Source organism: Aureimonas pseudogalii, assembly GCF_014196835.1.
Classification (GTDB): Bacteria; Pseudomonadota; Alphaproteobacteria; order Rhizobiales; family Rhizobiaceae; genus Aureimonas; species Aureimonas pseudogalii.
In genome coordinates this window covers 63,868-76,946 of the sequence record NZ_JACIEK010000009.1, presented here as the reverse complement: position 1 = coordinate 76,946, position 13,079 = coordinate 63,868, and the positions used below count along the sequence as shown (strand labels likewise).

Annotated in this window: 11 protein-coding genes and 1 other annotated feature; of the genes, 8 read left to right on the top strand and 3 right to left on the bottom strand. The window is 67.5% G+C overall.

The genetic code is table 11. The features are described from left to right. Nucleotides 1-47: 47 nt before the first annotated feature. Nucleotides 48-254 (bottom strand): hypothetical protein, encoded by a 207-nt coding sequence (locus GGR04_RS15665; RefSeq protein WP_183200863.1) that lies wholly within the window; start codon nucleotides 252-254, stop codon nucleotides 48-50. A 218-nt stretch (nucleotides 255-472) separates the two neighbouring features. Further along, nucleotides 473-940 (bottom strand): MerR family transcriptional regulator, encoded by a 468-nt coding sequence (locus tag GGR04_RS15660; RefSeq protein ID WP_183200862.1) that lies wholly within the window; start codon nucleotides 938-940, stop codon nucleotides 473-475. A 259-nt stretch (nucleotides 941-1,199) separates the two neighbouring features. On the opposite strand from GGR04_RS15660, the gene GGR04_RS15655 reads away from it, so the two are divergent. From GGR04_RS15655 to GGR04_RS15640, 4 genes are all read left to right on the top strand, one after another. Beyond that, entirely contained in the window at nucleotides 1,200-5,141 is a 3,942-nt protein-coding gene (locus GGR04_RS15655) for a peptidoglycan-binding protein (RefSeq protein WP_183200861.1), read from the top strand. A gap of 133 nt (nucleotides 5,142-5,274) precedes the next feature. Further along, the gene (locus GGR04_RS15650; RefSeq protein ID WP_183200860.1) at nucleotides 5,275-6,204 is read left to right on the top strand and encodes a sulfite exporter TauE/SafE family protein; all 930 of its coding nucleotides are present in this window, start codon (nucleotides 5,275-5,277) and stop codon (nucleotides 6,202-6,204) included. Then, entirely contained in the window at nucleotides 6,201-7,040 is an 840-nt protein-coding gene (locus GGR04_RS15645) for a TIGR02186 family protein (RefSeq protein WP_183200859.1), read from the top strand. Before GGR04_RS15650 ends, GGR04_RS15645 begins: the two co-directional genes overlap by 4 nt. A gap of 4 nt (nucleotides 7,041-7,044) precedes the next feature. Next, complete coding sequence (locus tag GGR04_RS15640; RefSeq protein WP_183200858.1) at nucleotides 7,045-7,539, top strand: DUF3429 domain-containing protein; 495 nt, start codon at nucleotides 7,045-7,047, stop codon at nucleotides 7,537-7,539. Between the two features lie 10 nt (nucleotides 7,540-7,549). On the opposite strand, the gene pdeM is transcribed toward GGR04_RS15640, so the two are convergent. Further along, nucleotides 7,550-8,269, bottom strand: a complete 720-nt coding sequence (gene pdeM / locus GGR04_RS15635) for a ligase-associated DNA damage response endonuclease PdeM (RefSeq protein WP_183200857.1) — start codon at nucleotides 8,267-8,269, stop codon at nucleotides 7,550-7,552. Between the two features lie 152 nt (nucleotides 8,270-8,421). Beyond that, nucleotides 8,422-8,482, top strand: a sequence feature (sul1 is cis-regulatory element that is thought to sense ions involved in sulfur or methionine metabolism; They are found in Alphaproteobacteria). Between the two features lie 80 nt (nucleotides 8,483-8,562). On the opposite strand from pdeM, the gene GGR04_RS15630 reads away from it, so the two are divergent. From GGR04_RS15630 to GGR04_RS15615, 4 genes are all read left to right on the top strand, one after another. After that, nucleotides 8,563-10,047: a SulP family inorganic anion transporter gene (locus GGR04_RS15630; RefSeq protein ID WP_183200856.1), complete on the top strand. Its 1,485-nt coding sequence runs from the start codon at nucleotides 8,563-8,565 to the stop codon at nucleotides 10,045-10,047. 290 nt (nucleotides 10,048-10,337) lie between these two features. Further along, nucleotides 10,338-10,895, top strand: coding sequence for a TadE/TadG family type IV pilus assembly protein (locus tag GGR04_RS15625; RefSeq protein WP_183200855.1), 558 nt, complete (start codon nucleotides 10,338-10,340; stop codon nucleotides 10,893-10,895). Then, nucleotides 10,895-11,587 (top strand): TadE/TadG family type IV pilus assembly protein, encoded by a 693-nt coding sequence (locus GGR04_RS15620; RefSeq protein ID WP_246393220.1) that lies wholly within the window; start codon nucleotides 10,895-10,897, stop codon nucleotides 11,585-11,587. The genes GGR04_RS15625 and GGR04_RS15620 overlap by 1 nt, the downstream gene beginning before the upstream one ends. Next, nucleotides 11,584-12,948, top strand: coding sequence for a TadE/TadG family protein (locus GGR04_RS15615; RefSeq protein ID WP_183200853.1), 1,365 nt, complete (start codon nucleotides 11,584-11,586; stop codon nucleotides 12,946-12,948). Before GGR04_RS15620 ends, GGR04_RS15615 begins: the two co-directional genes overlap by 4 nt. The last annotated feature ends 131 nt before the right edge of the window (nucleotides 12,949-13,079 follow it).

The following is a 13,079-nucleotide window of genomic DNA, read 5'->3' as shown; positions in this document are numbered from 1 at the left end:
GGGTCTTCGCGGAATGTATTCGCGCAGCGCTTGGCGCCGCGGAAGTCTCAGACGCGGTGCGGAGCAGCCGCTTCGAACATCGAGCCGCGAATGGCGGTGAGATGCGTCAGCGGGTCCATGTCGAGAAACACGGGACGGCCCGAGGACTGCAGCGAACGGGTGGACGGACGCGAACGATCGAGGGTCACGGGCCGGCGCGACGTGAAGCCGAGGCGGGTGGGGTGCGATTCGAGGCGGTCTGTACGGGCAGTCATCGGTCGGTCTCTTCAAGCTGGTGGACGTGTCGTCTCCCGCAAAGACATATGATGCACCGCAGCAGAAAGAGCTATGCCGTTCCGTGCATAGGTCGCGTGCCGAGAACGCAAGGCAATTCGCCGCCGATCTTCATCATTCCTTCATGATGTTCGGCCGCTGGGAACCGTTAACTGTCGCGATCCGCGGCGGCCGGCCGGGTGCTCTTTCGCTGTGCGCTTCAATAGTTCTCGGCGATCCGACGGCGAACGAAATCGAGCGAGACGTCCATCGCCTCGATGGATTCCTCGATGTCGCGCCGCTGGTCCAGCAGGATCTCGCGCTGCTCCTCGAACCGCTGCAGGGCGCGCTCGAGCTGCCTTCGGCGCCCATTCGGCTCGTGGTAGATCTCGATGATCTGCTTGGCCTCGGTGAGCGAGAAGCCGAGGAGCTTGGCGAGCAGCACCAGCCGAAGCCGCATGCGGTCGCGCTTCGAGTAGAGCCGCGTCGTTCCGCGCCGCTGCGGGCTGACGAGGCCGAGCCCCTCGTAGAACCGCAGCGTGCGAAGGCTGACGCCGAATTCGCGCGCGAGGTCGCCGATGCGGTAGATCGAGGGAGCGTGTTCATCCCCGCTCTGCGCATTCAACAACTGGTGAATGCCGATCCGCAGATCGGTGTCGGCGTTCTCTGCCATGGTCGATCGGGTCATGTCGTCTGATGCATCGATGTCTGTCGGAGGTTGGCTTCGTGTGGGCGCCGGATCTCGCCGGTCGTGTGGCTGGACGGTCGATCTTGTGACCGCACTCATGATACCGCAAGGTTTCTTTACGGCCAATCCAGCTTCAATCCCGCTTCTCTTACTATTCCCTTAATGCGGAGCCGGCCGTGTTCGAGGCCGCGCATAGGATAGTCCGGGTCGAGCCGGTCGGCCGATCACCCGAGGCAGGTGGCGGTGAGAGGAGCACAACATGTCCCCCAATGAGCCCCGCTTGAAGGTTCGTGCCGACACGCAGACCCGCGCCGCCGATCCCTCGTTCTCGTCGCTGTCGAAGACGCTCGAAGACTTGGAAGCACGCCTGTCGCGCCTCGCGGTGGGACGGCGTCCCGATCCGGCCGAGGCGGCCTCGGTGGAGCCGCCGCATGCCGAGGTCACGCCGGCCGCCGCCGAGGCGCCGACGCCGGACTCGCCGAGCGTGCGCCTTCGCGCGATGACGGCCAGCCGCCGCAGCCGCAAGCCCGCGCTCGAAGAGGCGGTGTCGACGATGACGGTGGAGCGGCAGCTGAACGCCGACCCGGTGTCGAAGCAGCCGGCGCCCCGCACGCCCGCGCCGCGCGCCAAGGCGAGCACGTCGGACCGCCGCTTCGGCACGATCGCCGGCGAGGTCGAGCAGCTGCAGATGCAGAGCGCGACGCTGACGATGGTCAAGGATCTGGCGAGCGAGCTGACGGCGCTGCGCGCCGACATCGTCGCCCAGACCGCGCCCGACCTGTCGCCGCGGCTCGAGGAGCTGCGCCATTCCTTCTCCGACCTGAAGACGATGATCGCCGAGCGCCAGGGCGCCGACCGCATCGGGGCCGAGATCTTCGAGATCATGGAAGCGCTGACGGAGCTGACGGTCGGCACCGCCGACCAGACCTCCATCGACGCGCTGCGCACCGAGCTGGATTCGGTGGCCACGATGGTCGGCCAGCTTGCCCGCGAAGAATCGGTCGAGGCCGTGCAGCGGCGCTGGGACGATTTCGAGAGCCGCATCGCCGACCGCATCGAACTCGACAACCAGGCCAAGCGCGACCTGCGGGTGGAGCTGGAGCGGCTGCGCGGATCGCTGCGTTCGCTCGCCACCGAGGAGCAGATCCTCGCCGTGCAGCAGCGCTGGGAGGAGTTCGAGTCGCGCTATCTCGAGTCCTCGCGCATCCAGACCGAAGAGACGCTGACCCGGTTCCTGCGCGACGAACTGGGGGGGCTGCGCACCAAGCTCGATCTCATCGCCGAGGCGAGCTCGCCCGAGGCGCTCGACGCGCGCTTCGGCGCCATGGCCGAGCGCTTCTCCACGGGCGATCTGGAAGCCGGCATCGCGCGTCTTTCGGACCGCATGGGCGAGATCGAGCTGGCGCTCGTCGGCCTGCCCGAGATCCTGCAGATCGACCAGATGGAAGGGCGCATTCAGGCGCTCGCCGACAGCGTCGAGCGGCTGGCCGCCGAAATGCGCGAGCCCGATCTCGAACAGTTCGGCATTCTCGAGGAGCGTCTTGACGAGATCTCCGCCGCCATCGTCACCGCCACCGCCTACCGCCAGGTCGAGCTCGACATGGCGCCGATCGAGCGCATCGAGGCCCGCGTCGCCGAGCTCGCCTCGCGTGTCGATCGTCTGGCCGAGAGCGGCGAGGCCGATCTCCTGTCGGTGCAGATCGCCGCGCTCGCCGAGCGCATCGAGGACATGGGCGCGCGTCCCGACGCCGATCTCGGACAGCGCATCGACACGCTGTCGGAGCGGGTCGAGACCTTGTTCGCACGCGCCGAGAGCGGCGCCGGCGCGGCGGCCTTCGAGGACCGTCTGAACAAGCTTGCCGCGCGTCTCGAAGAGTCCGCCGGCACCAAGGGCGTCGATCCCACCGTCGTCCAGGCGTTGGAGATGCAGGTCGGACGGCTGGCGGATCATCTCGCCGGCACCCCCGGCCTCGGCGGCGAAGAAGGCACCGAGATCACCCGCCGCCTCGACGTGCTGGAGCGCCAGCTCGACGAGAATCGCGACAGCATCCTCGTGGCGGCGCGCACCGCGGCCGACGAGGCCGTGCGTCGCATGCAGGACGAGGACGGTCGCCGCGAGAACGTCTATGTGCGCGAACTCGCACAGGACCTTCGCAATCTCGAAGCGCTCTGCCGCGACAGCGACGAGCGCGCCTACGGCGTCTTCGATGCGGTGCACGCCACGCTCTCCAAGATCGTCGAGCGCCTGACCGGCATCGAGGCCGAACTGCGCGGCCAGAATGCAAGTTCCGAGGTCGCAATGGGCGAGGCCGCGAGCGTCGCGCCCGCCTCGGCGCAGACTCCCGTCACGTCCAGCTTCGAGACGGCAGCCCTGGCTTCGGTGGTTGCCGACGAACCCAAGGGTTTGCGGGCCGCCATCAACCGGCGTCTGTCGCGCCGCCCGGCGGTCTCCGACGCCGCGCCGTCGCTGGCCGAGCGGGTCCATCCGCCGCTGCTGACGGCCGAGGAGGCCCTCGACGATGCGGTGGAGCCGAGCTGGTCTTCCACCGTCTCTCCCTCGCTCGACGCCCCCTCGCTGGATGCCGCCGACCAGTTCGTCTCGCGCGAAGCCAACCGACCGCTCGAGCCGGGCTCCGGCGCACCCGACATCGCCGCGTTGATCGAGCGCGTGCGCCTGCAGCAGCGCGGGCTGGAGCCGGCGTCCGCCGAACCGATCGCCAAGGCGGACTTCATCGCCGCCGCCCGCAAGGCCGCGATGGCCGCCGCCGCCGAGGCGGAAGCGCAGCGCGATCGCCAGGGCGACGAGAGTGGCCCGCACGAGGACAAGGCCGGCCGCCGCAAGCCGATCCTGATGGCGGTGGGTGCCGTTCTTCTGGCGCTCATGGCGATCCCGCTCGGCGCCAAGTATCTCGCCGACGACGGCGCCGGGCTCGAGGCGATCGTCGCCGACGCCGGTCCCGCCCGCACTCTCGACGCGCCCTCCACCGAAATTGCCGCGACGACCGCGCCTGCGGCGAGCGCCGAGCCCGCATCGTCGCTCGCCGCGCCGGTCGTGGATCTCGCCGCCGAGACCGTGGCGCCGGCCTTGGCCGTCGCCCCCTCCATCGTCGCCGAGCCGGCCTCCGCCGAAGCTCCTCCGGTGCCGAGCGAAGCGGAAAGGGCTTCGGCTGCGATGCCGGCGGGCGACGCGGCGGGTCCGGCCGTCGCGGCTCTGCCGGAAGCTGCCGAAAGCGAACCTGCCGTGGCGGAAGCCGCCGCGATCGCGGCGCCCGCAGCAACCGCGGGGGCGACCCTCCTCGCCAGCGCCGAGGCCAAGCTGCCGACGGACGCACGCGGCGCGATGCCGGCCATGCCCGCCGACATCGGCCCGAAGGCGCTGACGGACGCCGCTGTGAAGGGCGAGCCCGTGGCGCTCTTCGAGGTCGGGCTGCGGCTGATGGAAGGGCGCACCGGCGCGCCCGATCCGGCCGCCGCGATGACCTGGTTCGCTCGTTCGGCCTCGCTCGGCTTCGCGCCGGCGCAGTATTCGCTCGGCACCCTGTTCGAGAAGGGCAACGGCGCGGCGCGCGACACCGGCGCGGCGCGCGACTGGTATCGCCTGGCGGCCGACCAGGGCAACGTGCGCGCGATGCACAATCTCGCCGTGCTCTACGCCACCGGCATCGAGGGCGTCTCCGATCCCGAGACCGCGGCGCAGTGGTTCGTGAAGGCTGCCCAGCACGGCATGCCCGACAGCCAGTACAATCTCGGCATCCTCTATGCCCGCGGTGCCGGCGTTCCGCAGGATCTCGGCGAATCCTACCGCTGGTTCAAGATCGTCGGCCAGAGCGGCGACAAGGACGCGCTCGCCAAGATGGGCGAAGTCGGCAAGTCGCTGGCGCCGGACGTGCGCACGCGCATCGACGCGGAAGTCGCGGCGTGGAAGCCGACGCCCCGCGTCGAGTTCGCCAACACGGTAGACATCCCCTCCGACTGGGCCGGCAAGGGCAACCAGACCGCCTCGGTCGACATGACGCGGGCGATCCGCAACGTGCAGGCCATCCTGATCAAGCTCGGCTTCGACCCTGGCCGGCCCGACGGCATCGTCGGCGAGCAGACCGAGACGGCGATCCGCCGGTTCCAGGAGAAGTCCGGTCTGCAGGCCACCGGAAAGGTCGACGAGCCGCTCATCCGGGCGCTGCTCGAACGCAAGGACGCCTGATCGCTCGCGGTCGCACGAACACGTTTGACAGGGGAAAAGGGGCGGGCCAAGACAGGTCCGCCCCTTTTCGGTGCATCGATCGTCCGCCGAAGCGCCCGGCGGGCCTCCTTCCTCGCCTGCGGGGCCGCCGCCCGTGACGCTCTATCTGCCGATCGCCGAGATCTCGGTGAACATCTTCATCATCGTGGGCATGGGCGCCGCGGTCGGCTTCCTGTCGGGCATGTTCGGCGTGGGCGGCGGCTTCCTCATCACGCCGCTGCTGATCTTCTACAACATCCCGCCGGCGGTGGCCGTGGCGACCGGCGCCAATCAGGTGATCGCCGCCTCCTTCTCCGGCGCGCTCGCGCACTACAAGCGCGGCACGGTCGATCTCAAGCTCGCCGCCATGCTGATCGCGGGCGGCATCGTCGGCTCGGCGCTCGGCGTCTGGTTCTACACGCTGCTGCGGCGCGTCGGTCAGCTCGATCTGGCCGTCTCCATCCTCTACGTCGTGATGCTCGGCACCGTCGGCGCCCTGATGCTGAGCGAGAGCCTGCGCGCCATGCGAAGGGTGCGCGGCGGCGGCTCGGGCGAGGTGCGGCGCTCGGGCCAGCACAGCTGGGTGCATCGGCTGCCGCTGAAGATGCGCTTCCAGCGCTCCAAGCTCTACGTCTCCGCCATTCCCGTGCTCGGCCTCGGCTTCGCCATCGGCATCCTCGGCTCGGTGATGGGCGTCGGCGGCGGCTTCATCATGGTGCCGGCGATGATCTATCTCCTGCGGGTGCCGACCAGCGTCGTCATCGGCACCTCGCTCGTGCAGATCATGTTCACGGCGGCCACCACCACGGTGCTGCAGGCCGCCACCAACGGCACGATCGACGTGGTGCTGGCCTTCCTCCTGATGCTCGGCGGCGTCGTCGGCGCGCAGTTCGGCGCCGATGCCGGGCGCAAGCTGCGCGGCGAGCAGCTGCGCGCGCTGCTGGCGCTGCTGGTGCTGGCCGTCGCGGTGCGCCTCTTCGTCGAACTTGTGGTGGCGCCCGGCGAGATCTTCTCCATCACGCTGCCGAGCGGAGAGAGCGTGTGAAGGCGGCGCGTCGTCTGGCCCTCCTTGCCGCCCTCCTGGTCGGCCCGGCCGCCGCGCAGCAGCCGGCGCCACCCGTCGCCGCCCCGGCGACCGCGGACGCCGACGGCAGCGCCACCCCGCCGAGCGTCGAGACGTTCGAGATCGGCCTCTCCACCGAGACGATCTCGGTGGGCGCGGGCTTCGGCGGTGCGCGGCTCGTGGTCTTCGGCGCCCTCGACAATGCCGACCAGCGCATTCTGCGCCAGGGGCGCTACGACATCGTGGTGGTGCTGGAGGGCCCCAAGCGCGACCTCGTGGTGCGCGAGAAGCGGCGCTTCTTCGGGCTCTGGGTCAATCGCGGCTCGGAGCGCTTCCAAGGCGTGCCGCTGTCCTACTCGCTCGCCAGCACCCGGCCGGTGCGCGACATCGCACCGTCGGTGACGCTGCGCCAGCTCTCGCTCGGGCTGGACGATCTCGGCTTCGAGAGGGCGAGCGCAGGTCAGGCTCGCGCAGGGCAGGGCACCGACTATGCCGATGCGCTGCGACGGCTCAAGATCGGCAGCGGGCTCTACACCGAAGCCGTCGGCGCGATCGAGTTCGTGTCGTCGACGCTGTTCCGGGCCAATCTCGTGCTGCCGCCCGACATGCCGGTGGGGCGGCACGTGGCGCGGGCGATCCTGTTTCGCGAGGGCACGTTCGTGCGCGAGCGCAGCGAGGATCTCTGGGTCGTGAAAACCGGCCTCGAGAACCAGATCTCGGTCTTCGCGGCGCGCAACGGCGTCCTCTACGGCATGCTCGCGGTCGCGGTCGCCATCTTCACCGGCTGGTTCGGCCGGATCATCTTCAAGCGGGACTGAACGCATGACCACCCCTCTTCACGACGCGCCCCTTCGCTCGCGCGCCGACCAGCTCGTCCGCGCCGCCTGGATTCTGGGGCTGGGTGGCCTCATCCCCTTCATCGTCGGCACATACCTGATCGCGACCTATTCTGAGGTTGCCGATCCCTCTTACGTGTGGTTCGCCGTCTCGGCCTATGCCGCGGTGATCCTGTCGTTCCTCGGCGGCATCCGCTGGGGCGCGGCGCTGAACGAGACCGGCCGCAAGAGCCCGACCACGATCGCGCTCTCCGTGATCCCCTCGATCGCCGCCTGGGTCATCGTCCAGCTGCCGCAGCCCTGGAACTTCGTCGGCTTCGCCGTCGCCTTCTGCGTGCAGGGCGTGTGGGACGTGACGGCGATCCGCGAGGGCCGCATCGAGACGCCGTGGTTCGCGCAGCTGCGCATCGTGCTCACCGTCGTGGTGGTCGCCTGCCTCGTCGCGGTCGCCTTCGCGACGTCCCAGCCCGTCGCCTTCTAAGACGACGCGCTCAGCGCGCCGTGAGCGAGGCGAAGGCGATCGGGTAGATGCGCGAGACGCCGATCACGTAGGCGCGTGCGCGCTCGACCTGAAAGAGCCCGTCGAAGGCGCGGTCGAGAACGTTGAGCCCGCCCGTGGTGACGCCGAAGCTCGGCATCACCATGCGCGCGCCGTCGGTGGCGAAACAGGCGCCGCGCACCGAGCGCCCGTTCCCCGACACCTTCGCCACCGGATGCAGATGCCCGGCGATCTCGCCGGCTCGCCCGCCCGGCGTCGGCTCGTGACGCAGGTGCCAGGGGCCGAGGCCAAGTTCCTCGGTGGTGGTGCCGCCGAGACCGGCCGGCGGTTCCGGGTCGTGGTTGCCGGAGATCCAGGTCCAGTCCCGCCCCGCCATCAGCGCCGCCAGCGTCTCGCGGTAGGGGGCGGGCATCAGCGCCGCGCCGTGCCGGTCGTGGAAGCTGTCGCCGAGGCAGACGACGCGCCGCGGCCCGTAGCGAGCGAGCGCCGCGTCGAGCAGCGCCAGCGTCGCGGCGGTGTCGTAGGGCGGCAGCATCATGCCGCGCCGCGCGAAGGCCGCGCCCTTCTCCAGATGCAGATCGGAGACGATCACGAGGCTCTCGTCCGGCGCGAAGACGACGCCGGAGGGGTCGCAGACCAGCAGCCCGCCGTTCAGCTCGGTTTCGATCCCCGCCTGTTCACCGTGCCGAAGCCGCCGCTGGATCATGTTCATGCGTCTGTCGGTCCTGCCCGTTCGTCTCGCCCTTTTCAGAATCCAAATCCGCGGGGATCGCAAGGCCCTGCGGCATCGCGGCGGGCGGCCCAAGGCCGTGCGATCACGAAGGAGTTGATCTCGGCGCGGTTTTCCAGCATGAAGCCCTGGCAGAAGGACCTGGGCGACGTCATTCCCGGGTGGCTATGCCGGGCGCCTATCCCTCGGCTCATCCAGACGACGTTCAGACATTGCCGCCACGCCGGGCCATCCATGCGCTCCCGCGGGACGTCGTCCAGATTTTCGTTGTTCCCATGTTCTCGACCCAAAACTGGAAAGCCGACTGGTTCGGCAACGTCCGGGGAGATCTCCTCTCCGGGCTCGTCGTGGCGCTCGCCCTCATTCCCGAGGCCATCGCCTTCTCGATCATCGCGGGCGTCGATCCGCAGGTCGGGCTTTACGCCTCTTTCTCGATCGCGGTGCTGATCTCGATCTTCGGCGGGCGCCCCGGCATGATTTCGGCGGCCACCGCCGCCACTGCCGTTCTCATGGTCACGCTCGTGCGCGACCACGGCCTGCCATATCTCTTCGCCGCCACGGTGCTGGCGGGAATCATCCAGGCGATCGCGGGCTTCGCCCGGCTCGGCGACCTCATGCGCTTCGTCTCGCGCTCGGTGATGACCGGCTTCGTCAACGCGCTGGCGATCCTCATCTTCCTGGCGCAGATGCCCGAACTCATCGGCGTTCCCGGCATGACCTACGTGCTGGTCGCGGCCGCGCTCGCCATCATCTATCTCTTTCCGCGTCTGACGAAGGCCATTCCCTCGCCGCTCGTGGCGATCGTCGTGATCACCGCGGCCGCGCTCCTCTTCGGCATCGACGTGCGCACGGTCGGCGACATGGGCCAGCTGCCGTCGAGCTTCCCGAGCTTCTTCGTGCCCGACGTGCCCTTCACGCTCGAGACGCTGCGCATCATCGCGCCCTACTCGATCGGCATCGCGATGGTGGGCCTCCTGGAATCGCTGATGACCGCGCAGGTTGTCGACGATCTCACCGACACGCCATCCGACAAGAACCGGGAATGCGTGGGGCAGGGCATCGCCAATTTCGTCACCGGCTTCTTCGGCGGCATGGCGGGCTGCGCGATGATCGGCCAGTCCGGCATCAACATCCGCTCAGGGGGACGCGGTCGCCTGTCGTGCTTCCTCGCCGGCGTCGCGCTGCTCTTCATGATCGTGGTGCTCGGCGACTGGGTGGCGGTGATCCCGATGCCGGCGCTCGTCGCGATCATGATCATGGTCTCGATCGGCACGTTCGACTGGGGCTCGCTGAAGAGCCTCGTCACCCATCCCCGTCGCTCCTCGCTGGTGATGCTCGCGACCGTGATCATCGTCGTCTGGACCCACAATCTGGCGCTCGGCGTCTTCGCCGGCGTCCTCCTCTCCGGCCTGTTCTTCGCCTCCAAGATCGCCCAGATCTTCGCGGTCTCCTCCACGCGCTCGATGGACGGTCGCGAGCGGACCTACGTGGTGGAGGGGCAGGTCTTCTTCGCCTCGGCCGGCCAGTTCGTCGAAGCCTTCGACGTGAAGGAGCCGCTCGCCCGCGTCGTGATCGACGTCTCGCGCGCCCACATCTGGGATCTCACCGGCGTCGGCGCCCTCGACAAGGTGGTGCTGCGCTTCCGCAAGGCCGGCGTCGAGACGGAGGCGATCGGCCTCAACGCCGCCTCGCAGACGATCGTCGACAAGCTGACGATCCAGAACCGCGCGGACGCTCTGGAAATGCCCGCGGGGCATTGAGGGGGGCGCCTATGCGGGCTCGAGCTTCGCACGGGCGGCCTCCACCTCTCCTGGCCGTCGATAAGGGTGGAACTCCCCGTCTGAGGATGCAGGGTCTTGGAACGGTTACCGCTTTCCCCTCTGGCGCAACTGCTTCGCCAGTCGTCGTCTTCGCCAGTCGTCGTCACCCGAGTTCTCTATGTCTTGTCGGATGTGGGAAGGATTACTTACCAACTGTTAGACTTGTCTTAATCCATCCCCGCTAATCTACTGGCAGGTGTAATCCACCACGATAGATGAAGGGTCCGAAAGTGCTGTCGAAGACGTCCGTATTCGCCAGGAACACGGCCGGAACCGCGGCCGTCGAATTCGCCATCCTCGGCTCGACGTTCTTCATGCTGCTCCTCGGGCATTTCGAGGTTGGCTACCTTCTCTTCCTACAGCACCGGCTGGACGATGCGACCGTCGCCGCCTCGCGGACCATCCAACTCGGCATCTCCCAGCGTGCCCAGGATGACACGGTCCAGAAGTTCCGGAACAACCGCCTCTGTCCTGCCATGGGCTCCTCCCTGGACTGCTCGCGCGTCATCGTGGACACCGGTATTCTGTCGGCTTCGAACGCCAATTTCGACAGCGAAACCTGGGCAAAGACGCCGATCGGCTCGAGTTCGGGAACGACGTTCTGTATTGGCGCCGCAGGCGAGTATATGTTCCTGCGCGTCTCCTATCCCCAGGCCCCGGTCCTGGGCGCGTTCCTGCCGGCTGGCATGTTCACGCTGTACGGCGGCCAGCGCGTAACCATGCTGCAATCCTTCGCCACGTGGCGCATCGAACCCGTCGAAGCACGGCGAACGGGGCCGTGCGAGTGATGCGGCTCAACCGGCGCTTCCTGGGCTTTGCCGACGAGCGTGATGGCTCGGTCGCGATCGAGTTCGCCATGATTCTCCCGGTTCTGCTGATCCTGCTTCTGGGAACCTTCGAGGTCAGCAAGTACATCCAGACCAACAACCAGGTCGTGCAGGTCGTCAGCATGGTCGGACAGATGGCTTCGCAGCTTCCGGCTGCGGCGAAGGTGGCCGACGTCCAGCGCATCTGGAGCGCGGCACCCCTCATCGCCGCGGAAGCGCAGCGCGTCGCCGTGCGGCGGAAGGCGTCCCGCTGGAGCGACGTCCTCTCGCTCACCATCACCAGCATCGCTTTCACCAAGCGCATCCCATCCTGCCAGACCGACTGCCAATACGATGGCAACGTCTCCTGGAGCGTCGGCCAGGCGCCGATCACCTGCGGGAAGATCTATCGCGGCGGAGCCATCAGGCCGACGTCCGACGTGATACCGGACGAGCTCTACGGGCCGGGCAGCGTGCTGCACGTTCGCGCCTCGCTTCCCTACGAACCCTATCTGACAGGTACGGCTTCCTTCCTCGATGGCATGGCGCGCGCGCTGACCACCACGATGGTCGAGTCGAGTTGGTTCCTGCCGCGCAACGCCACAAATATCGCACTTTCAGCGATCGGCGCCCCCAATCCGAATTTCACGATTTGCCCGGGGGTCGTCCCATGAGATCGAAACCCAGAGCGACGTTCGGTCGTGATCAGAGGGGCAGCGTCGCCATCATCTTCTGCCTGGTGCTCGTCCCGCTCCTCGGGTTCACGGGCCTGGCGACGGATTACGCGAAGTCGGTTCTGGTGAAGCGGCGCCTTGAGCTTGCCATCGACAGCGCCGCTCTGGCCGCCGTCCGGCGAACAGTCGACGTCATCAACGAAGGTAGTCGCAGCCAGGCTGAGGCCATCGCATCGGGCGAGCAGGAGGGGAAGGCTTATCTCGCGGCCCAGTCCGGCCGCATCATGGATTCCGCCCTGAAGGTTGCGACCGTCAAGATAACGGTCTCCGGCGGTACGATCAGCTCTGAAACCCAATACGCAGCCAACGTCCCGACCGTGTTCGCAAGGCTCTTCGGGAGGGAGGAATTTCAAGTTGCAGGCGCGTCGGGAGCGTCGATGACGCTGCCACCCTATGTCGACGTGCACGTCCTCGTGGACGTCTCGCAGTCCATGGGCATCGGCGCGACGGAGATCGATCAGGACATCATCCGGAAAATGAAGGTTCGGCGCTTTGGCAACGGGACTTCGCGAATCGAACTCAACAACTGCGCTTTCGGCTGTCACATCCTTCAGTCCGAGTTCAAGAGCAACGATCCCCGATATCCGACGCTGAGCACCTACGAGATGGCGCACGACAACGGCGCACGGATGCGGATCGACGTCGTGCGGGACGCCGTCAAGGAACTCGCAACCAGCCTTTTGGACAATGAGAACAAACGCTACCGGGTGGCAGTCCATACGTTTCATTCGTCCTTCGCCACGTTGCTGAGTCCGACGGGAGACCGGACTGCCGCCACGAGAGCGATCGCCGGTATCGAGACGTCGACCCGAGAGGGAGGGACGAACGCTCATGTCGCCTTCGAGGCGCTCAACGACCTCGTCGGCGTACCGGGCGACGGGCTGACGCAGATGAGTACGAAATCTATCGTGGTCATCATGACCGATGGTACCGAGGATACGCAAATGGAGTATCCGGACCGAGACGGAATTACTTGGGATCCGAGATTCAAATATTTTGAACCAACGGCCGGTGACTGGGGTGGGCGAATTCAGTCCTTCGATCCAAAAATGTGTCAACCCCTCAAAAACAAAGGGGTCAGGTTGATTGCGCTCAACACGAAGTACATCGTACCGGCAGGTGACGTGAATGACAAATTCACGGCGATTACGAATTGGCTCCACAGCTTTATCGATGGCAACATGGCCGCTTGCGTCAGTGCCAAGAGCGACTACTACGATGCCTCCAGCCCGGCCGACATCGATCGCGCGGTCCGACAGATCGTGAGTTCCATCTCGAAACCCTTGGCGCTCACGCGGTAGCGGCTCAGGAAAGCTCGGCGTCCAGCTCGGGCTCGCCCCTCGCTGCCGATACGTCGTTCGCGAGAGGCGATCTGCGCCTGCGGACGATCGCCTCTCCCCGCGGAACCGCTCGTCGCAATCCGCGCTGCCGC

What these genes read in the sequence shown, in the direction of transcription:
- GGR04_RS15655 (WP_183200861.1), top strand. Translation starts at nt 1,200, where the DNA reads ATGTCCCCCAATGAGCCCCGCTTGAAGGTTCGTGCCGACACGCAGACC.
- GGR04_RS15615 (WP_183200853.1), top strand. Translation starts at nt 11,584, where the DNA reads ATGAGATCGAAACCCAGAGCGACGTTCGGTCGTGATCAGAGGGGCAGC.
- GGR04_RS15665 (WP_183200863.1), bottom strand. Translation starts at nt 254, where the DNA reads ATGACTGCCCGTACAGACCGCCTCGAATCGCACCCCACCCGCCTCGGC.
- pdeM (WP_183200857.1), bottom strand. Translation starts at nt 8,269, where the DNA reads ATGAACATGATCCAGCGGCGGCTTCGGCACGGTGAACAGGCGGGGATC.
- GGR04_RS15620 (WP_246393220.1), top strand. Translation starts at nt 10,895, where the DNA reads ATGCGGCTCAACCGGCGCTTCCTGGGCTTTGCCGACGAGCGTGATGGC.
- GGR04_RS15630 (WP_183200856.1), top strand. Translation starts at nt 8,563, where the DNA reads ATGTTCTCGACCCAAAACTGGAAAGCCGACTGGTTCGGCAACGTCCGG.
- GGR04_RS15640 (WP_183200858.1), top strand. Translation starts at nt 7,045, where the DNA reads ATGACCACCCCTCTTCACGACGCGCCCCTTCGCTCGCGCGCCGACCAG.
- GGR04_RS15660 (WP_183200862.1), bottom strand. Translation starts at nt 940, where the DNA reads ATGACCCGATCGACCATGGCAGAGAACGCCGACACCGATCTGCGGATC.